The organism is Xanthobacter autotrophicus (assembly GCF_005871085.1).
In the GTDB taxonomy this organism is placed as follows: Bacteria; Pseudomonadota; Alphaproteobacteria; order Rhizobiales; family Xanthobacteraceae; genus Xanthobacter; species Xanthobacter autotrophicus.
In genome coordinates, this window is sequence record NZ_VAUP01000031.1 from 135,826 (window position 1) to 162,219 (window position 26,394).

At 67.9% G+C, this 26,394-nt stretch carries 23 protein-coding genes; 13 read left to right on the forward strand and 10 right to left on the reverse strand.

Going from position 1 to position 26,394, the window contains the following annotated elements:
* Positions 1–164: 164 nt before the first annotated feature.
* Positions 165–1,499: an ActS/PrrB/RegB family redox-sensitive histidine kinase gene (locus tag FBQ73_RS14645; protein ID WP_138400235.1), complete on the forward strand. Its 1,335-nt coding sequence runs from the start codon at positions 165–167 to the stop codon at positions 1,497–1,499.
* Between the two features lie 84 nt (positions 1,500–1,583).
* Entirely contained in the window at positions 1,584–2,138 is a 555-nt protein-coding gene (locus tag FBQ73_RS14650; RefSeq protein WP_138400236.1) for an ActR/PrrA/RegA family redox response regulator transcription factor, read from the forward strand.
* Between the two features lie 261 nt (positions 2,139–2,399).
* On the opposite strand, the gene FBQ73_RS14655 is transcribed toward FBQ73_RS14650, so the two are convergent.
* A complete protein-coding gene (locus FBQ73_RS14655) occupies positions 2,400–2,876 on the reverse strand; it encodes an MmcB family DNA repair protein (protein WP_170218913.1) in 477 nt (158 codons plus the stop codon).
* Positions 2,873–3,769 carry a YihY/virulence factor BrkB family protein gene (locus tag FBQ73_RS14660; RefSeq protein ID WP_138400237.1) on the reverse strand — a complete coding sequence of 299 codons (897 nt, stop codon included), beginning with the start codon at positions 3,767–3,769 and terminating at the stop codon, positions 2,873–2,875. Before FBQ73_RS14660 ends, FBQ73_RS14655 begins: the two co-directional genes overlap by 4 nt.
* A gap of 142 nt (positions 3,770–3,911) precedes the next feature.
* Here FBQ73_RS14660 and FBQ73_RS14665 point away from each other — a divergent pair, with 142 nt between their 5' ends.
* The 3 genes from FBQ73_RS14665 (at position 3,912) to FBQ73_RS14675 (ending at position 7,487) form a co-directional block, all read left to right on the forward strand.
* Positions 3,912–5,030 carry an FUSC family protein gene (locus tag FBQ73_RS14665; protein ID WP_170218914.1) on the forward strand — a complete coding sequence of 373 codons (1,119 nt, stop codon included), beginning with the start codon at positions 3,912–3,914 and terminating at the stop codon, positions 5,028–5,030.
* Between the two features lie 278 nt (positions 5,031–5,308).
* The gene (locus tag FBQ73_RS14670; protein WP_138400239.1) at positions 5,309–7,012 is read left to right on the forward strand and encodes an acyl-CoA dehydrogenase family protein; all 1,704 of its coding nucleotides are present in this window, start codon (positions 5,309–5,311) and stop codon (positions 7,010–7,012) included.
* Positions 7,013–7,040: 28 nt separating this feature from the next.
* Complete coding sequence (locus FBQ73_RS14675) at positions 7,041–7,487, forward strand: GNAT family N-acetyltransferase (protein ID WP_138400240.1); 447 nt, start codon at positions 7,041–7,043, stop codon at positions 7,485–7,487.
* A gap of 24 nt (positions 7,488–7,511) precedes the next feature.
* Here the strand turns inward: FBQ73_RS14675 and FBQ73_RS14680 are convergent, their stop codons facing one another.
* Positions 7,512–8,348, reverse strand: a complete 837-nt coding sequence (locus FBQ73_RS14680) for an SDR family oxidoreductase (protein ID WP_138400241.1) — start codon at positions 8,346–8,348, stop codon at positions 7,512–7,514.
* 146 nt (positions 8,349–8,494) lie between these two features.
* Here FBQ73_RS14680 and FBQ73_RS14685 point away from each other — a divergent pair, with 146 nt between their 5' ends.
* The gene (locus tag FBQ73_RS14685) at positions 8,495–8,860 is read left to right on the forward strand and encodes a winged helix-turn-helix transcriptional regulator (RefSeq protein ID WP_138400242.1); all 366 of its coding nucleotides are present in this window, start codon (positions 8,495–8,497) and stop codon (positions 8,858–8,860) included.
* A 19-nt stretch (positions 8,861–8,879) separates the two neighbouring features.
* On the opposite strand, the gene FBQ73_RS14690 is transcribed toward FBQ73_RS14685, so the two are convergent.
* Positions 8,880–9,104: a helix-turn-helix domain-containing protein gene (locus FBQ73_RS14690; RefSeq protein WP_138400243.1), complete on the reverse strand. Its 225-nt coding sequence runs from the start codon at positions 9,102–9,104 to the stop codon at positions 8,880–8,882.
* 125 nt (positions 9,105–9,229) lie between these two features.
* Entirely contained in the window at positions 9,230–9,784 is a 555-nt protein-coding gene (locus FBQ73_RS14695) for a DUF2975 domain-containing protein (RefSeq protein ID WP_138400244.1), read from the reverse strand.
* Between the two features lie 72 nt (positions 9,785–9,856).
* Here FBQ73_RS14695 and FBQ73_RS14700 point away from each other — a divergent pair, with 72 nt between their 5' ends.
* Positions 9,857–10,477, forward strand: a complete 621-nt coding sequence (locus FBQ73_RS14700) for a hypothetical protein (protein WP_138400245.1) — start codon at positions 9,857–9,859, stop codon at positions 10,475–10,477.
* Between the two features lie 7 nt (positions 10,478–10,484).
* Here FBQ73_RS14700 and FBQ73_RS14705 read toward each other — a convergent pair whose 3' ends face one another.
* The gene (locus tag FBQ73_RS14705) at positions 10,485–10,994 is read right to left on the reverse strand and encodes a prolyl-tRNA synthetase associated domain-containing protein (protein ID WP_138400246.1); all 510 of its coding nucleotides are present in this window, start codon (positions 10,992–10,994) and stop codon (positions 10,485–10,487) included.
* A gap of 323 nt (positions 10,995–11,317) precedes the next feature.
* On the opposite strand from FBQ73_RS14705, the gene ppc reads away from it, so the two are divergent.
* A complete protein-coding gene (gene ppc / locus FBQ73_RS14710) occupies positions 11,318–14,089 on the forward strand; it encodes a phosphoenolpyruvate carboxylase (protein WP_138400247.1) in 2,772 nt (923 codons plus the stop codon).
* A gap of 364 nt (positions 14,090–14,453) precedes the next feature.
* Here the strand turns inward: ppc and FBQ73_RS14715 are convergent, their stop codons facing one another.
* The 3 genes from FBQ73_RS14715 to FBQ73_RS14725 all read right to left on the reverse strand — a co-directional run bounded on the left by FBQ73_RS14715 (position 14,454) and on the right by FBQ73_RS14725 (position 20,099).
* Complete coding sequence (locus tag FBQ73_RS14715) at positions 14,454–17,699, reverse strand: efflux RND transporter permease subunit (RefSeq protein ID WP_138400248.1); 3,246 nt, start codon at positions 17,697–17,699, stop codon at positions 14,454–14,456.
* 346 nt (positions 17,700–18,045) lie between these two features.
* On the reverse strand, positions 18,046–19,278 hold the full coding sequence (locus tag FBQ73_RS14720) for an efflux RND transporter periplasmic adaptor subunit (protein WP_138400249.1): 1,233 nt from the start codon (positions 19,276–19,278) through the stop codon (positions 18,046–18,048).
* Positions 19,279–19,316: 38 nt separating this feature from the next.
* Positions 19,317–20,099, reverse strand: coding sequence for an alpha/beta hydrolase (locus tag FBQ73_RS14725; protein WP_246089716.1), 783 nt, complete (start codon positions 20,097–20,099; stop codon positions 19,317–19,319).
* 200 nt (positions 20,100–20,299) lie between these two features.
* Between FBQ73_RS14725 and FBQ73_RS14730 the strand changes: the two genes are divergently transcribed.
* Positions 20,300–21,220: a LysR family transcriptional regulator gene (locus FBQ73_RS14730; protein WP_138400251.1), complete on the forward strand. Its 921-nt coding sequence runs from the start codon at positions 20,300–20,302 to the stop codon at positions 21,218–21,220.
* Between the two features lie 25 nt (positions 21,221–21,245).
* Here FBQ73_RS14730 and FBQ73_RS14735 read toward each other — a convergent pair whose 3' ends face one another.
* The gene (locus FBQ73_RS14735; protein ID WP_138400252.1) at positions 21,246–21,935 is read right to left on the reverse strand and encodes a sulfite oxidase-like oxidoreductase; all 690 of its coding nucleotides are present in this window, start codon (positions 21,933–21,935) and stop codon (positions 21,246–21,248) included.
* 138 nt (positions 21,936–22,073) lie between these two features.
* Here FBQ73_RS14735 and murB point away from each other — a divergent pair, with 138 nt between their 5' ends.
* From murB to ftsA, 4 genes are all read left to right on the forward strand, one after another.
* The gene (gene murB, locus FBQ73_RS14740; protein ID WP_138400253.1) at positions 22,074–23,027 is read left to right on the forward strand and encodes a UDP-N-acetylmuramate dehydrogenase; all 954 of its coding nucleotides are present in this window, start codon (positions 22,074–22,076) and stop codon (positions 23,025–23,027) included.
* Positions 23,028–23,163: 136 nt separating this feature from the next.
* Positions 23,164–24,084 (forward strand): D-alanine--D-alanine ligase, encoded by a 921-nt coding sequence (locus tag FBQ73_RS14745; protein ID WP_138400463.1) that lies wholly within the window; start codon positions 23,164–23,166, stop codon positions 24,082–24,084.
* A gap of 80 nt (positions 24,085–24,164) precedes the next feature.
* A complete protein-coding gene (locus FBQ73_RS14750) occupies positions 24,165–25,040 on the forward strand; it encodes a cell division protein FtsQ/DivIB (RefSeq protein ID WP_138400254.1) in 876 nt (291 codons plus the stop codon).
* Positions 25,037–26,362 (forward strand): cell division protein FtsA, encoded by a 1,326-nt coding sequence (gene ftsA / locus FBQ73_RS14755; protein ID WP_210236785.1) that lies wholly within the window; start codon positions 25,037–25,039, stop codon positions 26,360–26,362. Before FBQ73_RS14750 ends, ftsA begins: the two co-directional genes overlap by 4 nt.
* Positions 26,363–26,394: the final 32 nt, after the last annotated feature.

A 26,394-nucleotide genomic window follows, 5' to 3' on the forward strand; every position in this document is an offset into this window, starting at 1 on the left:
TGGGCGCACTTGCAGGTTTGGTCAATGCCGACAAAAGACATAGAGTCCGCTTCGCGCACGCTTATGGCATCCGGGCCACTATTCCCTAACGTCACATGGTTAAACGCTAGGGTTCCATGCCGTGCCGCTGCCTCTGAAATCCCCGCCATGAAAGGCGCTCGCTCATGAGCACCGCCTTCGTCACGCCGCCGCACGGCCGGTCCTTCGGGCTGCGCCTCGACACCTTGATTCGTCTGCGCTGGCTGGCGGTATCTGGACAGATCCTGGCGCTGGTGGTGGTGAACCTCGGGCTTGGCTTTCCGCTGCCGCTCACCCCCTGCCTCGCGGTGGTGGGGCTCTCGGCGCTGGTGAATGTGCTGCTGCGGGTGAAGTATCCGGTGGCGCGCCGGCTCGGGGATGCCGCCGCCGGACCGCTGCTCGCCTATGACGTGCTCCAGCTCACCGCCTTGCTTTATCTGACGGGCGGGCTGAAGAACCCGTTCGTGCTGCTCTATCTCGCGCCGGTCATGATTTCTTCCACCGCCCTGTCCTGGAGCACCACGGTGTTGCTGGGCGTGCTCGCGGTGACCTGCGCGGGGACGGTGGGCCTGTGGGCCCGGCCGCTGCCATGGGCGGGCGGCGACCTGCCGGTGTTACCGGACCTCTATCTCGCCGGCATCTGGGTGTCCCTTTCGGTGGCGGTGGGCTTCATCGGCCTGCACGCCTGGCGGGTGGCCGAGGAAGCGCGCGAACTCGCCGACGCCCTGGCGGCCACCGAGCTGGTGCTGGCGCGCGAGCAGCATCTGTCCGCCATCGATGGCCTGGCCGCCGCCGCCGCCCACGAACTGGGCACGCCGCTCTCCACCATCGCTTTGGTGGTGAAGGAGATGCAGCGCTCCATGACCGACGGCGATCCCCATGCGGAGGATGTCGCCCTGCTGCGCGACCAGTCCAATCGCTGCCGCGACATCCTGCAGAAGCTGACGTCCCTCAGCTCGGGCGACGCGCCCTTCGACCGCATGCCGCTGGCGCTGCTGCTGGAGGAGGTGGTGGAGCCGCACCGCAATTTCGGCATCACCATCAATGTGCAGGTGAAGGACGATCCGGACGCGCCGGTGATCGCCCGCAATCCCGGTCTGCTCTACGGCCTGGGCAATCTGGTGGAGAATGCGGTGGATTTCGCCACCACGCGGGTCGATATCAGCGCCCAATGGAGCGTGGCCGGTCTCGACATCGTGGTGGCCGACGACGGCCCGGGCTTTTCGCCGGAGGTGAGCGGGCGCATCGGTCAGCCCTATGTGACGTCCCGGGCCCGCGACCGCCTGGAAGAGGACGGCGAAAGCGGGCTGGGCCTCGGCTTCTTCATTGCCAAGACCCTGCTCGAGCGTACCGGTGCGACGCTGACGTTTCAGAATCGCTTCCCGCCCGAGACCGGCGCAGTCATCCGCATGCACTGGCCGCGCAAGGCTTTGGCCATTGAGACGGATGACTACGCGACAAAGGGACGCGGTTCGGATTAATCTACCAGGCAGTCGGCGTAGAAAGCCGCAGCCAGTTCTGTTCGTAGCCGGCCCTGCCGGAGCTGGATTTTTGAGGAAGACGTTATGAATGAGACGACGCCGCCCGACGTGGGGGAAGACCGGTCGGTTCTGATCGTGGACGACGACCGGTCCTTCCTGCAGCGCCTCGCGCGGGCCATGGAAGCCCGCGGCTTCGAGGTGGCGACGGCGGAAACCGTGGCCGATGGCCTCGCCCGCGTGGAAGCCTCGGCGCCCGCTTACGCGGTGGTGGACATGCGCCTCGGCGACGGCACCGGGCTCGACGTGATCTCGGCGCTGAAGCGGCACCGGCCCGGCGCCCGGGCCATCGTGCTCACCGGCTACGGCAACATCGCCACGGCGGTGACGGCGGTGAAGATGGGCGCGGTGGACTATCTGGCCAAGCCCGCGGACGCCGACGACGTGGTGGCCGCGCTGCTCGCCAGCGCCGACCACAAGCCGATCCCACCGGAAAATCCCATGTCCGCCGACCGGGTGCGATGGGAGCATATCCAGCGCGTCTATGAATTGTGCGGCCGCAACGTCTCCGAGACCGCGCGTCGCCTCTCCATGCACCGCCGCACGCTCCAACGGATTCTGGCCAAGCGCGCGCCGCGGTAGCGGCTCGCGCAGGGGGGCTCGGCGCGCCGCAGCAGCTGGCCGGCTCTCGTTTTGAAAGCTGCTGCGTCGACCGGGCAGGATGCGAACCCTCTCCCGCTTGCGGGGGAGGGCAGGGTGGGGGCTGGGGCCTCTCCGCTTAATCCGCCGCCGTTGTTCTGTCCCGGCGCCTCTGCCCCCTCCCCAACCCTCCCCCGCAAGCGGGAGAGGGAGGAGAGCGCTGGTGCCCCTGTCTCGAGCGACGATTAAGTCCAGGAGCGAACGCTACATCAGCCCCCGCAGCAGGTCCGGGTCGTAGAGCACGGCCAGCCGGGTTGCGGCGGCGCGGGCGAAGCGCAGGGTCAAGGCCTTGCGGGTGGCCGGCGCCAGGGGATGGACCGGCGGTTCGCGCAGGCATTCCGCCCCGAAGGCATCCGCCACCAGAAGCCCGGTCTCCTCCGGCAGGATCTCGACCGGGAAATCCAGCGGCACGGCGAACATCAGCCGGTCGCAGAAGGCGCGGTACTCCGGCCACTTGGCGTCGGTGCGGAAATCCGTGACCGACGACTTGATCTCGATGATGGTGATCTCGCCCTTCGGCCCCAGCGCCAGAATGTCCGCCCGGCGGCCCGACACCAGCGCGAATTCCGGAATGCCGGCGAGCCCGGCCAGCGCCAGATGGCGCAGCACGCCGCGCTGCACGGCCCGCGCCGTCTCCGACTGGCGGCCGTCCGGCCGCAGTTCGGGCAGCAGCTCCCTCACGGCTTGGCTTCCACCGGGGTAGCGCCGGCCTCCGCCTCGGCGGCGGCGAAGCCGCGCTTGATGGCGGCGTTCAGTTCGCCGCCGAACACGAAGATGGACGCCGTAAGGTACAGGAAGACCAGCGCTATCATCACCGAGGCGAGGCCGGCATAGGTGCTGACGTAATTGGCGGGAAATTCGGCGAGGTAGAAGCCGAAGGTGGTGGCCGCCACCAGCCACAGCACCAGCGTGACGAGGATGCCCGGCGCCACCTCGGCGAGCGAACGCCGCCCCGCCGGCAGCCACAGATGGGCCACCACCAGCGACACCACCAGGATGATGGAGGTGGCGCCGAAGCGGATCAGGGTGATGGCCCCCGAGAACGGCTTCAGTGCCGGCACCTGCGCCACCACCGCCTGCCAGATGAGCGGCCCCAGCACCACCAGGAACGACAGGGCCAGCATGGAGACGGCGGCCAGCAGCACGTAGCCGATCGATTCGAGCCTGAGCCAGTACCAGGAGCGCATCTCCTTCACCCCATAGGCGCGGTTGAGGCCGATGCGCAGGCTTTCGATGCCGTTGGAGGAGAAGTAGATGGCGAGCACCACGCCATAGGTGAGCACGTCGGTGCGCACCTGGTTCACCACATTGTAGATCTCGCGCGAGATGGGGCCGGCCACCTGCTGGGGCCAGGTCTCCAGGATCAGCTGGATGGTCTCGTTGGCCAAAGGCTGGAGGTTGAGGAAGCCGGCCAGCGCGGTCACGAAGATCAGGAACGGGAAGAGCGACATCAGCGCCGACAGGGCGATATGGCTGGCGATCGCCCAGCCGTCGTCGGCGGCGAACGTCCAGAACGCATCCAGCGGAATATGGATGATGCGCCGCAGCATGGAGACTCCCGTTTCCTCCCACATCGGGCTTTCCTCGGCGAATGGCAAGCACGCGCGGCGCGTGTCCCGCGCGCGCCGCGCCGGCTGGCCGAGGGCGGGGCCATGGGATAGGAACGAGGGCAGGCTGCGGCAGCTCTGCCGTACCCGAACGTTTGCGGACAGGACCATGCCGAGCCCCGACCAGGGACCCGCCTTGCCCAGCCTCATGGCGCGGCTCTCAGGCCTCTTGAGCCCCAGCCATTTCAAGCTCGGGCTGCGGGCGGCCATTGCCGGGCTCGTGGCCTATGGACTGGCCACCGGACTTGCCCTGCCCAACGGCTATTGGGCGGTGCTCACCGCGGTGCTGGTGGTGCAGGCCACCATCGGCGCCAGCCTGACGGTGGCCATCGACCGGGCGCTGGGCACGGTGGTGGGCGGCGTGGTGGGCGTGGCCGCGGCCATGCTGGCGGGCAATTCGGCGACGCTGACCTATGTGGCGCTGGGCGTCGCCGTGTTCTTCACCGCCACTTTGTCGGCCCGCTCCGCCAGCTTCAAGCTGGCGCCGGTGACGGTGGTGATCGTGCTGCTGGCGGATCCGAGCCATCTGGAGCCGTGGCTGTCCGGCCTGCACCGGGTGTTCGAGATCGCGGTGGGCGGGGTGGTCGGCATGGCTTCGTCCATCCTGATCCTGCCCGAGCGGGCGCTGTTGCGGCTGTTCCCCCATTGCGCCAAGGCCTTGCGCTTCAACGCCGGACTGCTGGAGCTGGGCCGCGACGGGCTGCTCGGGCGCGGCCTCGACCCCACCGCCCTCGACCGGCTGAATTCCGGCGCCCGCCAGGCCCTGCGCGCCGCCGACGCGCGCATTTCCGAGGCGTTGCGCGAACAGGTGGGCGGATTGACCGGGCAGGTGGACCCGGCGCCGGTGGTGCGCTCCTGCCGCCGGCTGTGGCACTCGGTGATCATCCTGCTGCGCGGCGCCGACCGGCCCATGGACAAGGAGGTGGCCGACCGCGTCGCCCCGAGCCTGGATGCCGCCGTGTCCGGGCTGAACGGCCATATCCTCGCCCTCGCCGATCGCCTCGATGGGCAGGCGGTGGAAGGGATCGAGGAAAAGGCGCAGGCCGCGCGGGCGGCGGTGGCGGCGCTGGAGGCTGAGGCCGAGCGCCTCAACGGCGAGGGCGTGCTGGAGACGGCGGGCGCCGATACCCTCACCGCGCTGTTTGCGGCGGTCTCCGCCTGCAATCACGTGCGGGAGAATCTGGACGACCTCGCCGCGAGGTTCGACGAGATCGAAGCGGAGCGGTAACACTATCCGCCGGCTGGAGCGAGCCCCGATTTTTGCGCGTGGAAATCACTTATTTTCCGCCAGAAAATAATTCGTGGGCAATGCCGCGCATGGGAAGAAGGTCGGATCGACCCTTCCGGCGAATTCCTCTCTAAGTCACCGCCACGCGCGGGCGCCGCACAATGGCACCGCGCCGCTGATCCCGGCGCACACCGCAGCCGTAATCAGGCGTTGCTTTGGTCCGGTTCCAAGGCAAGGATATGCCAATTCTGCAACGCACAATCGGGGAGAAAGCCTTCATGAGCGCCAGCGCCGCCCTTCAGACCGTCGCCACCGACACCCTGGATGCCGTCGCGCTCGGCCGCACGGCCACGGCGCGGCTCGAAGCCCTGCTGGCGGAAGCCACCTCTTTGGTGAAGGCACAGGTGACCGAGGGCGGCCGCATCTCCCCGGCGCTGATGGAGCGCGAGCAGCGTTCCACCCACGGCCTCGCGTGGCTCGCCACTTATGTCTTCTCGGTGCGCGAGCTGGTGCATTATGCCGACCGCCTCACCGAGATGGGCAAGTTCGGCGCCACCGAAAAGCTGATCGTGCAGATCGGTCTTGGCGAATATGTCGCCCAGATCCTCGGCGGCATTCCCATGAGCCAGGGCGAGATCGTCCGCCTCGGCGACCTCTATGTGTCGGATGCCACCGAGGCCGCCCTGCGCGCCGACCCGGCCATCGCGACCCTCGCGGCCAAGGGCAATACGGCGGCGAGCCGCGCGGCGCTGGCGGACATCATCCGCGGCGCCCATCCCACCGGCACCATCGGCGAAGCCGGCCTCGACGAGACCACTGAGGCCATGCGCACCGAGATGCACCGTTTCGTGGAAGCGGAGGTGGCCCCCCACGCCCACGAGTGGCATCTGAAGAACGACTATATCCCGCTGGAGATCATCACCCACCTCTCCGAGATGGGCGTGTTCGGCCTCACCATTCCGGAGGAGTTCGGCGGCCTCGGCCTGCCGAAGGAAGCCATGTGCGTGGTCACAGAGGAGCTGTCGCGCGGCTATATCGGCGTCGGCTCGCTGGGCACCCGCTCGGAGATCGCGGCGGAACTGATCCTCGCCGGCGGCACCGACGACCAGAAGGCCCATTACCTGCCCAAGCTCGCGGCCGGCGAGATCCTGCCCACGGCGGTGTTCACCGAGCCCAACACCGGCTCGGACCTTGCCTCCCTGCGCACCCGCGCGGTGAAGGAGGGCCAAGGGGACGACGCGGTCTACAAGGTCTCCGGCAACAAGACCTGGATCACCCATCCCGTCCGCGCCGACGTGATGACGCTGCTGGTGCGCACCAATCCGGCCGAGCCGGGCTACAAGGGCCTCAGCATCCTGCTCGCCGAGAAGCCGCGCGGAACCGACGAGAACCCGTTCCCCGCCGAGGGCATGACCGGCGGCGAGATCGAGGTGCTCGGCTATCGCGGCATGAAGGAATATGAGATCGGCTTCGACGGCTTCACCGTGCCGGCGGCCAATTTGCTCGGCGGCGAGGAGGGGCAGGGCTTCAAGCAGCTCATGACCACCTTCGAGAGCGCCCGCATCCAGACCGCCGCCCGCGCCGTGGGCGTGGCCCAGGCGGCCATGGAGGTGGGCCTCAAATATGCCGAGGAGCGCATCCAGTTCGGCAAGGCGCTCATCCACTTCCCCCGCGTCGCCGACAAGATCGTGATGATGGCGGTGGAGACCATGATCGCCCGCCAGATCACCTACTTTGCCGCCCGCGCCAAGGATGAGGGGCGCCGCACGGATCTTGAGGCCGGCATGGCCAAGCTGCTGGGCGCCCGCGTCGCCTGGGCGGCGGCGGACAATGCGCTGCAGATCCACGGCGGCAACGGCTTCGCTTTGGAATATCCGGTGTCGCGCATCCTGTGCGACGCGCGCATCCTCAACATCTTCGAGGGCGCGGCCGAGATCCAGGCGCAGGTGATCGCCCGCCGCCTGCTCGACGGCGGCAACTGAGGCCCGTCCCGTCGGACGGGTGCGGACCATGAGCGAGGCCTTGGTGATCGAGGATGTCCAGCCGGCGGACGAGGCCGACTGGCTCCGGCTCTGGGCGGGCTACAACGCCTTCTATGAGGCGAGCGTCGCCCCGCAGGTCACGGACCGCACCTGGCAGCGCATGCTTGATCCCGCCTCCCCCCTGCTGGGCCGCGTCGCCCGGCGCGGCGGGGGGCTGGCGGGCTTCTCCCTCAGCGTCCTGCATGAGGGCACCTGGGTGGTGGCCCCGGTCTGCTATCTGGAGGACCTGTTCGTGGACCCCGCCTGCCGGGGCCTCGGCATCGGCCGCAGCCTGATCGCCGATCTCGTCAGCCTCGGCAAGGCGAGGGGCTGGTCGCGCCTCTATTGGCACACCCGCCGGGATAACCCGGCGCGCGCGCTCTACGACCGCTTTGTCGAGGCCGACGATTTCGTCCGCTACCGCATGGAGCTGTGACGGCTCGGGCGCCTCGTGCGGCGCCTATTTCAGCCGGTCGGCATTGTCTTTCGCATAGGCTTCCAGCGACCGGGGCGCGTGCCCGGTCAGGGTCTCCACGTCCGGGGTGACGGCGGAAGTCCAGCCCTCGCGCACCGGCACGAAGATGGAAGCGAGGAAGCGGGCATAGTCCTGCGGCACGCCGGCGCCGGTGAGGATGCCGACGAAGGTGTCGTCGTCGATGGGGGTGTAGGCCACCGGCCTGCCGATGACCGTGGCGAGGATCGCCGCCGCGTCCCCATAGCCCAGCGCCTCGGGTCCGGTGAGGTTGAAGGCGCGGCCGTCGAAGCGGTCGGAGGTCAGCGCCGCCGCGGCGCTTTCGGCGATGTCGCGGGTGTCGATGAAGCTGGTTTTGCCTGCTCCCGCCGGCAAGGCGATGACGCCATGGTCGAGGCCGGGCTTCCAGAAGGTGTGGAAATTGTCCGCGAACCAGTTGGGCCGCAGGATCACATAAGGCGTGCCTGACGCCTCCAGCGCCCGCTCCACCTGCCGATAGGGGATGGCTTCGTCCGCATCGGCGCCGAGCACGCTCTGGAACACCACCTTCACCTTGCGGGCGCTCGCGGCCTCGATCAGCGGCAGAAGCTGGCCCTTGGGGTCCATGGAGCCGGTGGGCAGCATCACGAAGGCGCTCTTCACCCCCGCGAGGGCCGGGCCGAAGGTGGCGGGATCGGCGATATCGAAGGCGACGCCCTCGGCCCCGTCCACCGCCTTGCCGGTGCGCGAGGCGGCCCTGACCCGGGCGCCCCGCGCCTTAAGCGCCTCAACCAGGGGGCGGCCCACATTGCCCGTGGCCCCGATCACCAGAATCGCGTCGCTCATGTCCTGCTCCCGAAATGTTGCCCGATAGGTTTCTATTGGAAACCACGTATCAAAGAGATACATACAGGCCTTGCCGGTGGGCCGAAAGAGAGCACCTGAAACTCACATGGTCACCGCCGGGAAACCGGCCACCGGGTGGAGGGACAATGGATCAGCCCTATGACGTCTATCAGGATCGCTGCCCCACCCGCATGGTGCTGGACCGGCTGGCGGACAAATGGGCGCTGCTGATCCTCGATCGGCTGCGGGATGGTCCGGTGCGGTTCAACCATCTGCGACGCGACATCGCCGGCATCTCGCAGAAGGTGCTGTCGCAGACCCTGAAGAAGCTGGAGCGGGACGGCCTCATCTCGCGGCAGGTGTTCCCCACCGTGCCGGTGACGGTGGAATACGCCCTCACCGGCCTCGGCCGCACCCTCACCGACACCGTCGCCGCCCTCGCCCACTGGGCCGAGGCCAACATGGATGCCGTGCTCGCCGCCCAGAAGGCGTATGATTCCATAGCGCGGTGAGGGGGCCGGTGCGGCGGAGCTAGTCCACCTCTTCTTCCGGCCCCGGCACATATTCCAGGATGTCTCCCGGCTGGCAGCCGAGGGCTTCGCAGATGCGCGCCAGCGTGTCGAACCGCACGCCCCGCACCTTGCCCGACTTCAGCAGCGAGACGTTCTGTTCGGTGATGCCGATGCGCTCGGCAAGCTCGCGCGAGCGCATCTTGCGGCGCGCCAGCATCACATCGAGATTGACGATGATGGGCATGTTGCTCCCATTGCCCTTCGCATCAGAACGTTTTCGAGCGAATTGGATACCAGTTCGCGTGAAGAAAACGCGTTAAAACAAGAATATAGGGCGATTGCCGTGAGCCAGGGCGAACGGAAAGCACTCTAGACGAAGCTTGCATTTTCTTCGGCGATTCGCGCCGCCTCGCGCATGACCGCGCCGACCCCGATGATCAGCAACCCGACGATCACCGCCACCACGTCGTGGCTCGACAGCGACACGGCGAGGGCGCGTTCGCCAGGGGGATTGCCCAGGGTGAGCGCGACGCTCAGCGCCGCGCCGGCGAACGGGCTGATCAGTCCCTGAACGGCAACCGCCGCTCCGAAGCGTTCGAGGCGGTGCGCCAGCATCTGCGAGATGAGTTCGCCGCGTCCGAAGTCGCGGAAGATCTGGCGGACCTGCAGCAATCCATAGGCCAGGATGCCGAGCGGCACGGCGGAGATGACGAGGCCCGCGCACAGGCTCGCGCCGTCGAGCGAGACCTGGTGCCCGGCGAGCCCGAGGCGCGGCACCACCATCTGCTCCACGAGGGCCGGGCGCAGCCAGATGCCGAGGCCGGATGTCACCAGCAGCACCACCACCACGAGGGTGGCCAGGGAGAGGGCACGGCCAAGACGCACGACGCGATCGAGGCGGGGGTCGAGGGGAGGAGGAGACATGAGAGGGCTTTCCTTGACGCAATCAAAATTTATCGTAAAACAATAATAATGCAATCGTTAATGAGAATAGATATGCGTCTCGGCCGTGCCTTCGTCCGCCGCTCCCTGCTCCTGCTGTCGCTCGCTTTGTCCGTCGGCGCCTGCTCGCATGTTCCCGTCAGCAGTCTGCCGCAGCTGGCGAGCCTCGATCTCGATACGGCGGATCTCTCGGTGCTGCGCGCCGCCGTGCGGGCGCCCAAGGAGATCGCGCCGGTGCCCGGCGGCGCGTTCGTCACCATGTCCTACTGGCGGTCGGGGGAGGAGGCCCGCAAGACCACCATCCAGGCGTTGCTGGAGGTGGAGGCCGACCCGAAGGCCCTCGCCGCCCTGAAGGAGGACGAGCGCGAGGGCCTGCGCATCACCGTGTTCCGCCTGACGGAAGAGGGGCGGCGCAAGCTGGAGGCCGCCCGCAGCGAGATGCTGGCGCTCAAGTCGGACGAGCTTGCCAAGGGGCGCCGCCTCCACGGCTCCCTCGCGGTGTCCGCGGAGGGCTGCCTACGGGGCGCGCTGCCGTCCGGCCCGCTGCCGCTCAGCACCTACCTGCGGCTGAAGCCGGGCGGCAATTTCGTTCCGCTGATCCAGGACGTGGATCTGCGCACCCTCCTGGCCCAGGCCGGCTCGGACGAAACCGCCATGAAGGCCTGTCCCGGCTGAGGGAGCCTTACGCCTCCGGCGCTGGCGGGATCTCGATCACCAGGGGCTGGTGGCCGGTGAGGCGGAAGAAGGCGTCGAGCGCCTCCGGGGCGAGCGACGTGGTGCGCTCGTTGGTGAGGGGGTGGCAGCACACCGCCTCCGCCTTCAGCAGTTCGGCATCGATGGCGATGGTCACGAGGCCAGCCACGTCATTGGCCGCGGCGAGCAGCGTCACCGATCCCGGCAGCACGCCGAGATGCTCGTAGAGCGCCTCCGCCGAGCCGAAAGAGAGCGAGCCCTTGGCTCCCAGCGGCCCCTTCAACGCCTTGATGTTGACCGGAGTGTCCTCGGCGACCGCCACCAGGAAATAGGTCTTCTTGGCGTCGCGCAGGAACAGGTTCTTGGTGTGGGCGCCGGGAATGTCGCCGCGCAGGGCCTGGGATTCAGCCACCGTATGCACCGGCGGATGGGCGTGAGTGGTGGCGGGGATGCCGTTGTTTTCAAGCAGTTCGAGGAGCGCGTCGGGGGTCAGGGGCATCGGGGCTGTCTGGCGTGGGAGGAGGGGGCACCTGCGCCGCCCGCGCGAATCGCGGGCGAGCGACCCGTCAGGCGGTATCGCATGGCCATGCCGCCGGGGGCTCCCGGCTGTACCCCCGCCGCGCCGCGGCGTGCAAGCGCGGGAGCTGCGGGCCAGCCATGCCGGATCGGCCCGCGCTGGCGCAGGGCAGCGCCGGAACCTGCCTCTCAAGCGTGCAGAAGCAACAGTGTTGTGCCGCTGCGTTGCTCTTTCGCTCCTGCACAAATTCCGTAAGACTAACGTCGAAAAGCGGCTGCGATCCGCTCCGGGGGAAGGGTTGCCAGATGACGAGTGCGGTTTGGTCCATTGAGGCGCCGGGCGACGAGGAAGTGAAGGATCGGCCCCTGCGCGAGGATATTCGCCTGCTGGGGCGCATCCTCGGCGATACGGTGCGCGAGCAGGAGGGCGAGGAGGTGTTCGATCTGGTGGAGCGCATCCGCCAGACCTCCATCCGCTTCCATCGCGACGACGACGAGGCGGCCCGCGAGGAGCTGGGCGCGCTGCTGGAGCAGCTCTCCTCCCAGCGCGCGGTGGATATCATCCGCGCCTTCAGCTATTTCTCCCACCTCGCCAACATCGCTGAGGACGAGCACCACATCCGCCGCAACCGCGCCCATGCCATCGCCGGCTCGGCGCCGCGGGCCGGGAGCCTGGCCTACTCCCTCGCCCGCGCCGAGGCGCTGGGCATCGGGCCGCAGCAGCTCACGGACTTCTTCTCCGGCGCGCACATGAGCCCGGTGCTCACCGCCCATCCCACCGAGGTGCGGCGCAAGAGCACCCTCAACCGCGAGATGGAAATCGCCGCCTTGCTGGACCGCCGCGAGCGCGTGGTGCCCACCCCGGCGGAGCAGGAGCAGGACGAGGAAACCCTGCGCCGCGCCGTGCTCACCCTGTGGCAGACCGCGCTGCTGCGCCGCATCAAGCTCACCGTGCTGGACGAGGTGGCCAACGGCCTGTCCTATTACGACTATACCTTCCTCACCGAGCTGCCGCGCCTCTACTGTTCCATCGAGGACCATGTCTCGCAGGGCGGCTCCGAGGTAGCGCTACCTTCGTTCCTGCGCATCGGCAGCTGGATCGGTGGCGACCGCGACGGCAATCCCTTCGTCACTGCCGACGTGCTGAAGGAGACCGTGCGGGTCCACCGCGACCGCATCCTCGCCCATTACGAGCAGGAGCTGACCGCGCTGGGCGCCGAATTGTCCCTCGGCGCGCGGCTTATCAAGGTTTCGCCGGAGCTGGCGGAACTGGCCGCCCGCTCCCCCGACCGCTCCCAGGAGCACCGGGAGGAGCCTTATCGCCTGGCGCTCGCCTATGTGCTCGGCCGCCTCAAGCTCACCGCCCGCCACCTGAAGGGCGAAACGGCCGAGGCGGAGGAGGCCGGCGGCCTCGCCCCTTACGAGAACGCGGCGGCGCTGAAGGCGGACCTCGACATCATCTATGCCTCGCTCTGCGACAACGGATCCAAGGTGCTGGCGCGCGGGCGGCTCAGGTTGCTGCGGCGGGCGGTGGACTGCTTCGGCTTCCACCTCGCCTGCATCGATCTGCGGCAAAACTCCGACGTGCACGAGCGGGTGGTGGCCGACCTGTTCGAGAAGGTGGCCCCCGGCACCAATTATGTCGGCCTCGACGAGGAGGCGCGCATCGCTCTCCTGCTCAAGGAACTGGCCACCGCCCGCCCGCTGGCCTCGCCCTTCCTCGCCTATGAGGAGGAGACCCAGTCGGAGCTCGCCATCCTGCGCATGGCGGCCGAGGCGCACCGGGCGCTGGGGCGCGAGGTCATCCCCAACTGCATCATCTCCAAGGCCGAGGGCGTCTCCGACCTCTTGGAAGTGGCGCTGCTGCTGAAGGAGGTGGGCCTTGTCACCGCCGAGGGCACCACGGCGCTGAACATCATCCCCTTGTTCGAGACCATCGGCGACCTTCAGGTCTGCGCCAAGGTGATGGACCGGGTGTTTTCCATCCCGGCCTATCGCAAGCTGGTGTCGAGCCGCGGCGACGAGCAGGAAGTGATGCTCGGCTATTCCGACAGCAACAAGGATGGCGGCTTCGTCACCTCCGGCTGGGAATTGTACAAGGCCGAGATCGGCCTCATCGAGGTGTTCCGCGCCCATAAGGTGCGCCTGCGCCTGTTCCACGGCCGGGGCGGCTCGGTGGGGCGCGGCGGCGGGCCGAGCTATGATGCTATCCTGGCGCAGCCGGGCGGGGCGGTGAACGGGCAGATCCGCATCACCGAGCAGGGCGAGATCATCGCCTCCAAATATTCCAACCCGGACATGGGCCGGCGCAACCTGGAGATCCTGGTCTCGGCGACGCTGGAAGCCTCCCTGCTCCAGCCCCAGTACAATGCCCCGCGCACCGAATTTCTCACCGCCATGGAGGAAATCTCGGATACCGCCTTCGGCGCCTACCGCAACCTCGTCTACGAGACCGAGGGCTTCGAGGATTATTTCTGGTCGTCCACGGTGATCAGCGAGATCGCCACCCTGAATATCGGCTCGCGGCCGGCCTCGCGGGCGAAGACGCGCTCCATCGAGAAGCTGCGGGCCATTCCGTGGGTGTTCTCCTGGGCCCAGTGCCGGCTGATGCTGCCGGCGTGGTACGGCTTCGGCTCGGCGGTGGAAGCCTTTGCCGAGCGGCGGCCCGACTATGGCCTGTCGTTTTTGCAGGCCATGTATCGCGAATGGCCGTTCTTCCGCACCCAGCTCTCCAACATGGACATGGTGCTGTCGAAGTCGTCGCTGGCCATCGCCTCGCGCTATGCGGAACTGGTGCCGGACGTGGAGCTGCGCACCAAGATCTTCGGCCGCATCCGCGCCGAATACGAGCGCACCATCAAGTATGTCCTCGCCATCATGGGCCAGCAGAAGCTGCTGGAGGACAACCCGCTGCTCGACCGCTCCATCCGCAACCGCTTCCCCTATCTCGATCCGCTGAACCATCTGCAGATCGAGCTGTTGCGCCAGCATCGCGCCAATTCCGGCGACGACAAGGTGCTGCACGGCATCCAGCTGTCCATCAACGGCATCTCGGCGGGCCTGCGCAACTCGGGGTGAGGGGCGGGGCGGGTCCGCGAACCGCCCTCATGTCCCGGACGCATGCAGCGTTAGCGGAATGCGATCTGGGACCTAACGCAAGGGTACTGCGCAGCAGGCAGATCCGGTATTTTTCTTGGAGATGTCTCGGTTGAGGAGGCGCTGTCGCTCCCTCTCCCGCCTGCGGGGGAGGGGAGGGGTGGGGAGGGGGCAGGCCGGTGCCGATAAACACCGGCGGTGCCGCTGGAAAGCACCTCTGCCCCCACCCTGCCCTCCCCCGCAAGCGGGAGAGGGTTCTCATCGTAATCGGCCGAAGCAGCAGACTTTCAGACCGAGAAGCCGCCTTGTTCTCGCCCGTCGTTCCGGGAACGAACCAGCCGCCCCCTCACTCCCCCGGCTGAAGCGCCGGAGGCGTGGCAGGGGCGGCACCATGGCCCGCCCCGTGGCCCGCCCCTTGGGGCGCATCCGGCGCCACCGTGCCGTGGCCGTGCTGGGTGAGGGGCCGGTTGCCCGACAGCGCCCGCAGCATCACGTAGAACACCGGCGTCAGGAAGATGCCGAAGGCGGTCACGCCGATCATGCCGGCGAACACCGCCGTGCCCATGGCATTGCGCATCTCCGCCCCGGCACCGATGGAGGTGACCAGCGGCACCACGCCCATGATGAAGGCAAGCGAGGTCATCAGGATCGGCCGCAGCCTCAGCCGGCTCGCCTCCAGCGCCGCCGCGACGGGGGTGCGTCCGGCGAACTCCAGTTCGCGGGCGAACTCCACGATCAGGATGGCGTTCTTGGCGGACAGTCCCACCAGCACCACGAGGCCGATCTGGGTGAAGACATTGTTGTCCCCCCCGGCAAGCCACACCCCGGTCATGGCCGCGAACAGGCCCGTGGGGACGATCATGATGATGGCGAGCGGCAGCATCAGGCTCTCATACTGGGCCGCCAGCACCAGGAAGACGAGGAAGATGGCCAGCGGAAACACCCACACCGCCGAGTTGCCGGCGAGGATGTCCTGGTAGGTCAGCTCCGTCCATTCGAAGGAGAAGCCCTTGGGCAGGGTCTCGGCCGCGATGCGCTCCACCGCCTGTTGTGCCTCGCCCGAGGAGAAGCCGGGGGCAGCACCGCCGTTCACATCCGCCGAGAGGAAGCCGTTGTAGCGCATAGCCCGCTCCGGCCCCGCCGCCGAGCGCACCTTGAGCAGCGCCGAGAGCGGGATCATCTCGCCGGTGGCCGAGCGCACCTTCAGGGTGCCCACATCCTCCGGCCGGGCGCGGAACGGGGCGTCCGCCTGCACCCGCACCGTGTAGGTGCGCCCGAAGGTGTTGAAGTCGTTCACATAGGCCGAGCCCAGATAGATCTGCATGGTCTCGAACACGTCGGTGACGGCCACATTCAGCTGGCGCGCCTTCACCCGGTCGATGTCGGCGAACAGCTGCGGCACGTTCACCTGATAGGAGGAGAACAGGCCGGCCAGTTCCGGCGCGGTGGCGGCCTTGGCGAGGAAGGCCTTGGTGGCCGCGTCGAGCGCCTCGTAGCCGCGGCCGGCGCGATCCTCGATCTGGAACTTGAACCCGCCGATGGTGCCGAGCCCCTGGACCGGGGGCGGGGGGAACATGGCGATCATCGCATCCGGGATGGATGCGAATTTCTGGTTCAGCGTCAAGGCGATGGCATTGCCGGAGAGGGCCGGGGACTTGCGCGCCTCGAACTCGTCCAAACCGACAAAAACAATGCCGGAGTTGGAGGAGTTCGTGAACCCGTTGATGGACAGGCCGGGGAAGGCGATGGCGGACTTCACGCCCTCCTGCTTGAGGGCGATGTCGCTCATGTGGCGGATCACCTCTTCCGTGCGGTCCAGCGTGGCGCCGTCTGGAAGCTGAGCGAAACCGACGAGATACTGCTTGTCCTGCCCCGGCACGAAGCCGGGCGGCACGGCGCGGAACAGCACCGCAGTCATGGCCACCAGAACGAGGTAGAGGCCGAGCATGATCACCTTGTGGGCGATGGTGCGCTTCACCACGCCGCCATAGGCGTTGGAGCCCTTCACGAAGGCCTTGTTGAAGCCCTTGAAAAACCAGCCGAAAGCAAAATCCATGAGGCGCGTGAGGCGGTCCTTCGGCGCATCATGCCCCTTCAGCAGCAGGGCCGAGAGTGCTGGGGACAAGGTGAGGGAATTGATCGCCGAAATCACCGTCGAGATGGCGATGGTGAGGGCAAATTGCTTGTAGAACTGGCCGGTTAGCCCGGTGATGAAGGCCAGCGGCACGAACACCGCGATCAACACCAGAGCGATGGCGATGATGGGTCCCGACACCTCCTGCATGGCCTTGTAGGTGGCCTCCCGCGGGGAGAGCCCGGCCTCGATGTTGCGCTCCACATTCTCCACCACCACGATGGCGTCATCCACCACGATGCCGATGGCGAGCACCAGACCGAACAGGGTCAAGGCATTGATGGAAAACCCGAAAAGATGCATCACCGCGAACGTGCCGACGATCGACACCGGCACCGCCAGAAGCGGGATGATGGAGGCCCGCCAGGTCTGGAGGAACACGATCACCACCAGCACCACCAGCAGCACCGCTTCCAGAAGCGTGTGCACCACCGCGTCGATGGAGGCGCGGACGAACTGGGTGGTGTCGTAGACGATGGAATAATCCACGCCTTCCGGCATGTTGGCCTTGATCTCCTCCATCACCCGCCGCGCCTCGTCGGCGATGCGGATGGCGTTGGAGCCGGGGGCCTGGAAGATGGGAACGGCCACCGCCTGGGTGTTGTTGAGCAAGGATCGCAGGGCATATTCGGAGGCGCCCAACTCTACCCGCGCCACGTCCTTCAACAGCACGATCTCGCCGTTGGTGCCGCTCTTCACCACGATGTTGCCGAACTCCTCCACGTTGGCGAGGCGGCCCTGGGCGTTGATGGACAGTTGCAGGTCGAGGCCCGGCGCGCCGGGGGAAGCGCCCACCACACCGGCCGCCGCCTGCACGTTCTGGGCGCGTATCTCGCGCACCACGTCGGCGGCGGACAGCCCGTGTTCGGCCACTTTCTGCGGGTCGAGCCAGATGCGCATGGAATAATCGCCGGCGCCGAACAGCTGAACCTGCCCCACGCCCTCGATGCGGGCGAGCCGGTCCTTCACGTTCAGCACCGCGTAATTGCGCAGATAGGTGGTGTCGTAGCGGTTATTGGGGGAAATGAGGTGAACCACCATGGTGAGGTCTGGCGAGGACTTCACCGTGGTCACGCCGAGCCGCCGCACTTCTTCCGGCAGCCGGGGTTCCGCCTGGGAGATGCGGTTCTGCACCAGCTGCTGCGCCTTGTCCGGGTCGGTACCCAGCTTGAAGGTGACGGTGAGCGTCATCAGGCCGTCGGTGGTGGCCTGGCTGGACATATAGAGCATGTCCTGGACGCCGTTGATGGCCTCTTCAAGCGGCGTGGAGACGGTCTCGGCGATCACCTTGGGGTTGGCGCCGGGATAGGTGGCACGCACCACCACCTGCGGCGGTACCACTTCCGGATATTCGGAGATGGGCATGGCCCGCATGGCGATGAGGCCGGCGAGGAAGATGAGCACCGACAACACACCCGCGAAGATGGGACGGTCGATGAAGAACTTGGACAGGTTCATGGGACCCTCCCGAAGATGCGGGTGGCTAGAGCGATTTCCGCTCGCCTTGGCTCGCGGTAATTGCTCTAGAGTGTTGTGTTGACGCGTTTTCTTCACGCGAACCGGTATCCACTTCGCTCGAAAGCACTCTGAAGCGGTTGGGAACATGGGACGCGGCAGGTCCTTGCCCGTTCCCGCTACGGGAAGGGGAGGACGGAAAAGGTGGGTGAGGGGCGATGCCGCTTGCCGGGGGCGCAGCGCACGGCCCACCCCTCACCCGCCCTCTCCCATGCGGGGGAGAGGGATCGAAAACCGGTTCACAATTCTTGCGTCATCCCCGGCAGGCCGGGGCCGACGGCGAGAGGTGTCAGTTGGCGATGGTCGCGGAAGCTGCTTCCGTCACCCGCATGGGCACGCTCTGGGGAGCCACCGGCGCGCCGGGGCGCACGCGGTGGAGACCGTTGACGACGATACGTTCGCCCGCCTTCAGGCCGCTGGTGACCACGCGCAGGCCGTCCACCGGGGCGCCCAGGGTGACCTCGCGCCACACGGCGGTATTGGCGGCGTCCACCACGAAGACGAACTTCTTGTCCTGGTCGGTGCCCACCGCCCGCTCGCTTACGAGGAGGGCCGGCTCGCTGACGGGCTGGCCCATCTCAAGGCGCGCGAACTGGCCGGGCAAAAGCCGTCCGTCGGCGTTGGCGAAGCGGGCGCGCACCCGCACCGTGCCGGTGCGCACGTCTACCTGGTTGTCCACCAGCTGCATGCGCCCCTCAACCGGCGCGCCGCCGGCGGAGGTGGTCATGAGCACGGGGATACGGTCCAACTGCTCGGACACATCCGCGCCGGTGCCGAGCCCGGCGAGGGCACGGGAGACGGTAGCTTCGTCCGCGTTGAAGCTGGCGTAGATGGGGTCCACCGACACCAAAGTGGTGAGCACCGGCGCGCCGGGGCCGGCGGCAACGAGGTTGCCCACCGTGATCTCGGACTTGCCGACGCGGCCCGACACCGGGGCGCGGACGCGGGTGTAGGAGAGATTGAGCTTGGCCGAGGTAAGCTTGGCCTCGACGGCGCGCAGGGCCGCCTCGGCGGCGCGCTGGCCGTTGACGCGCTCGTCGAGGTCGCGCTGGGAGACGGTGCGGGAGGTCCACAGGCGCTGGCCACGCTCCAGTTCGTTGCGGGCCAGTTCCACGCGGGCCTGGGCGGCGGCTACCTGAGCCTCGGCCTCGGCGACTTCAGCCTCGAACGGCTCAGGATCGATGGAGACGAGCAGTTCGCCCTCGCGCACCAGGGCACCCTCGCGGAAATGGATGGCCTTGATGGCGCCGGCGACGCGTGAGCGCACCTCGACCCGTTCCACAGCTTCGAGGCGGCCGGAGAAGGTCTCGAACAGCCGCGCGTCGCGGGGTTCCACGGTGGCGACTGAGACCGCGACCGCGGCGGGCGCGGCTGCGGCCGGCTTTTCGGCATGGGCGCGGGTCTCTGGCAGGCCGTAAAGCGTGCCGAGGACGGCGGCCACGGCGACGGAGCCGAGGAGCAGGCGGTTGCGCAGGCGGGCTGTGCGGGGGGCGGGTGTCGGGGTTGTGATGGGGGCGGTCATGGGGGCAGATCCCTGGGGCGGTTCTGGATGTCGGGCGGTCAGAGGACGGCCGGGGCCGGCTTGCGCCGACGCGGTCGTGACGATTCGAAGAAGCGGGAAAACAGGGTGCGCATGGCCTCGGCCCAGGATTCGGGCTTTTCGGGCGGCGCCGAAATGCCCTCGGGCCAGTGGGTTGGGCCGGGCAGGATGTGGAGTTCGGTGGCGACGCCGGCCTTCTCCAGCGCGCCGGCGTAGCGGGCGCTCTCGTCCCGCATGGGACAGTCCTGCGCGCTCACCACCAACGCGGGGGGCAGGCCTTGCAGGCGGGAGGAGGCGAGGGGCGCGGCATAGGGGTGGGCGGCCTTCTCGGGCGAGCCCAGATAGGTCTGCCAGCCGTCGGCCCACTTGCAGCCGCAGGTGCCGGCTTCGGCGGCGCGCAGCGAGGCGGTGGCGAGGCTGGGGTCGAGCATGGGCGAGATGAGGATCTGGCCGGCGAGGGGCGGGGCTTGCTGGTCACGGGCCATCATGGCGAGGCCGGCGGCAAGGTTGCCACCCGATTCCTCCCCCGCCACGTAGAGCGGGGCATTGCGGCCGGCGAACTCGGTTCGGCGACTGTAGAGCGCCGACAATGCGCCGAAGGCGGCGGTCAGGGCGAAGGGGAACGGGTGCTCGCAGGCCAGCGGATAGTCGGCCGAGACCACCACGGCGCCGGCCTCCGCGAGCAGGGCGGCGATATAGGCGCCACAGTCAAGGGTGCCACCGGTGAAGGCACCGCCGTGCAGGTGTAAAATGAGCGGAACGGCGCCCTTGCCGGGGCGGACACCATACAGCCGCGCCGGCATGGGGCCGGCTTGCGTCTGCAGGGATGTCTCTTGCCAGTGGGGGGCCATCGCGAACTGTCCTCGGTGCCGGCGGCGACGCCCGCCTTGTGCAGTGCGAGAACGATATTGATCGTCTATATGCCGATAAAGCCGTTAAATATGGTATCATTGTTCACATCAGTGAATAATATGCGCATATTTTCACGGCGGAAGGTTGGATCATGGATCAGCTTGCTGCGATGCGGGCCTTTGTGCGGGTGGTGGAGACCGGGAATTTCACCCGCGCCGCCGACCTCATGGACATGCCCAAGGCGACCTTGACCAAGCACGTGCAATCGCTGGAGCAGCATCTGCGCACGCGCCTGTTCAACCGCACCACGCGGCGTGTGACCGTCACCCCCGACGGGGCTGCCTATTACGAGCGGGCACTGCTGATCCTCAACGATCTCGACGAACTGGACGGCTCGCTTTCCACGGCGCAGGCCCTGCCGCAGGGCCGGCTGCGCATCGACCTGTCGCCGTCGCTGGCCACCCGCCTGCTGATCCCGGCGCTGCCGGATTTCCTTGCCCGCTTTCCCGATATTGCCCTCGACGTCGGCTGCACCGACCGGCCGGTGGATCTGTTGGGTGAAAACGTGGATTGCGTGATCCGCGTGGGCGAGATCCACGATCCCAATCTGGTCGCCCGCCGCATCGGCGAACTGAGCTTCGAGGCGGTGGCGGCCCCCGCCTATATCGCCCGTTACGGGATGCCCTCACACCCGAAGGAGTTTGAGGCCGGCCACGTGGTGGTCCGCTATTTCAGCGCGCAGACGGGACGTTACCACCCGTTCGAGTTCGTCCGGGGCTCGGAGGTGGTGGAGGTGACGGGCGACTACCGCATGGCCTGCAACGACGGCAACGCCTATATCGCCGCCGGCCTCGCCGGCCTTGGCGTGATTCAGGCGCCCGTGTTCCACGTGGACGAGCACCTCGCCTCCGGGGCGCTGGTGCGCGTGCTCACCGACTGGACCGCCGGCAGCATGCCCATCCATGTGGTCTATCCGCCGAGCCGCCACCTCTCCAACCGCCTGAGGGTGTTCGTGGATTGGGTGGCGGAGCTGTTCGCCCGCTCCGACCTCGCCCGCCGGGCGGCGGGGTGACCCAGGTGAGGCCGGCGCGCGCGTTTCAGTCGTCTGAATAGCGCTCCTCGGCCCAGGGGTCGCCGCGCATGTGGTAGCCCCGTGCCTCCCAGAATCCGGCCTTGTCGCGGGCGATGAACTCGATGCCCTTCAGCCACTTGGCGCTCTTCCAGAAATACAGGTGCGGCACCACCAGCCGCACCGGGCCGCCATGCTCGCGGGTGAGCGGCGATCCCTCCCAAGAATGGGCGATCACCGCGTCTTCGGCGGCGAAATCCTCCAGCAGCAGGTTGGTGGTGTAGCCGTCGTAGGAATGCAGCATCACCGCCACCGCGTGGGGCGCCGGCCTCACCCGCTCCAAAAGCTCGCGGGTAGAGACGCCCTCGAAGGCGTTGTCATAGCGCGACCAGGTGGTGACGCAGTGGATGTCACTGACATTGCGGGTCTGCGGCAGGGCGCGGAACGCATCCCAGTCCAGCGACAGGGCGGTCTCCACCGCGCCGGTGACATCAAGGCGGAAGGCCTCCCGCGTCACCACCGGCGTCATGCCGAGGTCGAGCACCGGCCAGTCCTTCACCAGATGCTGGCCGGCGGGCAGGCGTTCGGTCTCCGGACGGGTGACGCGGCCGGTCAGGAAGCGCCCTTCCTGCGCCCAGCGCTGCTTGGTGGTGGTGAGCTTGGTATCGGGCGGCAGCGACGGGTCGGCGCCAGGACCTTGATGCAGGTCTTCGCTCATGGGGGCAGCTCCAGGCGAAAGGGAAGGGCGAATGGTCTGCCATGATGCCACGTCATGGCGGCCCGGCAAAAGCCGGCGATGCTTGCCCTCGCGACCCTGTTATGGGAGAGCGACCCCTATGATGGACGGACGGGCAGGATGAGCGTGGCACAGACACACCCGGCGGGACATGGCTTCGAGGACCTGGTCCCCGGCCTCAAGGCGCGCCTTCCGGGCCTGCGCGGCTCCTTGAAGGCCAATGCGCCGCTCGCCGAATTCACCTGGTTCCGCGCCGGCGGCCCGGCCCAGATGCTGTTCGTGCCGGCGGACGAGGATGACCTCGCCACCTTCCTCGCCGGCCTGCCTGCGGAGGTGCCGGTGACCGTCATCGGCCTCGGCTCCAACCTCATCGTACGCGACGGCGGCGTGCCGGGGGTGGTGATCCGCCTTGCCCGCGGCTTCACGGAGATCGCAGTGGAAGGCACTCGAATCATCGCCGGCGCCGGCGTGCCCGATGTGAAGGTGGCGCGGGCGGCGGCTGATGCGGGCCTTGCCGGCTTCTCCTTCCTGCGCGGCATTCCCGGCGCCGTGGGCGGTGCCCTGCGCATGAATGGCGGCGCCTATGGCGGCGAGACCAAGGACGTCCTGGTCAGCGCGGACGCCGTCACCCGCGCCGGCGCGAAGGTGCGCTTCACCAACGCCGAAATGGGTTTCACCTACCGCCATTGCGCCGTCCCGGCGGACGTGGTCTTCACCCGCGCCGTGTTCGAGGGGCGGCCCGGCGATCCGGCGGTGATCGCCGCCGAAATGGCGAAGATCACCGAGAGCCGGGAGGCGACCCAGCCCATCAAGAGCCGCACTGGCGGTTCCACCTTCAAGAACCCGCCCGGCACCAGCGCCTGGAAGCTGGTGGATGCGGCCGGCTGCCGGGGCCTGACCATCGGCCGGGCGCAGGTGTCCGAGCTGCACACCAACTTCCTCATCAACCTTGGTGGCGCCACCGCCGCCGAGATCGAGGGGCTGGGCGAGGAAGTGCGCCGCCGGGTGAAGGCCCATTCCGGCATCGAGCTGGAATGGGAAATCAAGCGCATCGGCCTGCCTGCCTCCTCCTGAGCGGACATTAGCAAAGGCGCAAGGCAGCTGCGCCATTTTGGGGCGCCGGCCCCGTGGCGCCGCAAGACGCGCCCCATTGCGGGCTTGCCTTGCGGGTTTTCCTTGGGGCGCCGGCGATCAGATCGGGAAGAAGGTCATGGCGAAACACGTGGCGGTGCTCATGGGCGGCTGGTCCTCCGAGCGCGAAGTCTCCTTGCGCTCCGGCGCCGCCTGCGCCGGGGCGCTGGAGGCGGCCGGCTACCAGGTCACCCGCGTCGATGTGGGCCGCGACGTGGCCGAGGTGCTGACGCGCCTTGCGCCCGACGTGGCGTTCAACGTGCTGCATGGCCAGCCGGGCGAGGACGGCACCATCCAGGGCATCCTGGAAATCCTGCGCATCCCCTATTCCCATTCCGGCGTGCTGGCCTCGGCCCTCGCCATGGACAAGGCGCAGGCGCGAATCATGCTCGCCGCGGCCGGCGTCCCGGTGGCGAAGGGGGGGCTCGTCTCTCGTGCGGAGGCGGCAAAGGCCCACATCCTGCCCACCCCCTATGTGCTGAAGCCCAACGCGGGAGGCTCCAGCGTCGGCGTTTTCATCGTCCGTGAAGACCAGGCCCATCCGCCGCAGGAATTGACCCGTGAGGATTGGCCGCACGGAGAAAATCTTCTGGCCGAAGAATTTATTCCGGGCCTCGAACTGACCTGCGCTGTGATGGGCGACAAGGTGCTCGACGTGATCGAGATCGAATCCTCACAGAAGTTTTACGATTACGAAAGCAAATATGCACCGGGTGGCTCGCAGCACATTCTTCCGGCCCGGATTTTACCCGAAATTTACCAACGGGTGCAGATGTTAAGCCTCACGGCGCACCGAGCTCTCGGATGCCGGGGGGTGTCGCGGAGCGACTTTCGGTTCGACCCTTCGAGACAGGATGGCTCCGGCCTGATCTGCCTCGAGGTGAACACCCAGCCCGGGATGACTGAGACGTCTCTTGTGCCGGAACTGGCCGCCCACGCGGGCATCTCATTCAGTGAGCTTGTGACATGGATGGTGGAGGACGCTTCGCTGGAGCGCTAAGACCCCGCCCCGAAGCGGGGAGGAAACCGCCGCAGCGTCCGGTTCCCCTGCCGCCGCCGGGCCGGCACAAGCGCCTGCCGGTGGAGCCGCGCCCCACCAGCCGCATGTCCCTCCTGCTGCGCCGCCTGACGGTGCGCCTCGCCTCCTCCCGCCTCGGCCGGCGCAGTGCCAGCCTGCTCACCATCGCGGTGGTGGGCGGCTTCTCGGCCTACGGCGTCATGCTCGGCGGTCACGCCGAGACGGCCAAGGGCATTGTGCTCGACGTGGCGGACGCGGCCGGCAACGTGGCCGGCTTCAAGGTCAAGGAAGTCAACATTTCCGGCCACAACCATGTGGCCCCGGCGGAAATCCTGGAGGCTGCGGGCGTCAAGTCCTCCACCTCCATCCTGTTCCTCAATGCCGACGAGATGCGCGCCCGCCTCGAGGCGCTGCCCTGGATCGCGTCGGCCAGCGTGCGCAAATTCTATCCCGACCGCATCGACATCGCGGTGGCCGAACGGCAGGCCTTCGCCCTATGGCAGGTCAATGGTGAGCTGAAGGTCATCGCCCGCGACGGCACCCCCATCGCGCCCTATTCGGACGATCCGCGCTACGTGCAGTTGCCCATCGTGGTGGGCGAGGGCGCGCAGAAGAAGGTGGGCGAGGTGGTGGATGCGCTGGCCCGGGTTCCGGCCCTGCGCGACCAGGTGCGCGCCGCTATCCGCGTCGCCGAGCGCCGCTGGACCCTGAAGATGCGCAACGGCATCGACGTGCGCCTGCCGGAAGGCGGCCTCGATGAGGCCCTGTTGGCGCTCATGGATCTCGACCGCGAGAAAAAATTGCTCAGCCGCGACATTTCAATCGTGGACCTGCGCCTGCCGGACCGCGTCGTGGTCCGGCTTTCGGATGCCGCTGCCGACGCCCGTGCGCAGATGCTCAAGGCGCGGGCCAAGGCTAAAAAGGGAGGCCCAGCATGAGGCACCGGCTCGCCCAGGGCTTCGCGCCGAAGATGCGCCCGATGCCGCCGAAGAAGAGCGGCATCGTCGGTGTGCTCGACATCGGAACCAGCAAGGTGGTGTGCGCCATCGCACGGCTGAAGCCGCGCGGCGCATCGGATGTGCTCACGCGGCGCACCCACGCCATCGACGTGCTCGGCATCGGCCACACCCGCGCCCACGGCATCAAGGGCGGCGCGGTGGTGGACATGGCCAAGGCCGAGCTTGCCATCCGCCAGGCCGTTGACATGGCCGAGCGCGCCTCGGGGGTGCAGATCGCATCCGTGGTGGTGGGCGTCTCCGGCGGGCGCCTCGCTTCCCAGCATTATGAAGCCGCCGTGCGCCTCACCGCCCCGGCGGTGGAGGAGTTCGACATCCGCCGGGTGCTGGAAGCCGCCTCCACCTACGGGGTGGGCGACGGGCAAGCGGTGATGCACGCCCTGCCGGTGGGCTATTCGCTGGACGGGCGGCGGGGCATCGGCGAGCCGTGCGGCATGCTGGGGCGTGAGCTCGGCGCCGACATGCATGTGATCACCGCCGACCTGACCGCGCTGAAGAACCTCGTCCTGTGCGTGGAGCGCTGCCATCTCTCCATCGAGGCCATGGTGGCGGCGCCCTATGCGGCGGCGCTCTCCTCGCTCACCGACGATGAGATGGAGCTGGGAGTCACCCTCATCGACATGGGGGCGGGCACCACCACTTTTTCCATCGTGGCCGGCGGTCACTGCGTCTATGTGGATGGCGTGGCCCTGGGTGGCCAGCACATCACCAACGACGTGGCCCGCGGCCTGCCGGCGCGACTTGCCGATGCCGAGCGCATGAAGGCCCTCCATGGGGCGGTGGTGGCGGTCTCCTCCGACGACCACGACATGCTGACCGTGCCGCCCCTGTCGGGTGATTCGCGCGACCAGCCGCACATGGTGCCGAAATCGCGTCTCGTCACCATCGTCCGGCCGCGGGCGGAAGAAATTGTCGAACTGGTGCGTGATCGCCTGAAGGCCTCCGGACACGCCGGCGACGCCGGCCGGCGCATCGTGCTCACGGGGGGCGCGGCGCAGCTCCAGGGCCTGCCGGACCTCGTGGCGCGGCTCATCGGGCCACAGGTTCGCATCGGCCGGCCGCTTGGTGTTTCCAGGCTTCCCGAGGCGGCGCGCGGCGCTGCATTCGCGGTGACAGCAGGCCTTCTTGTTTACCCTCAGGTGGCAGGGTTGGAACACTTCGAGCCCCGCCGGAGGCAGGCGGTGGTGGGCGAAAGCCCGAATTATTTCGGCCGCGTGGGACGCTGGCTGAAGGACAGCTTTTAGACATGGTTAACGAAGCCTGGGCTAACAAAGTG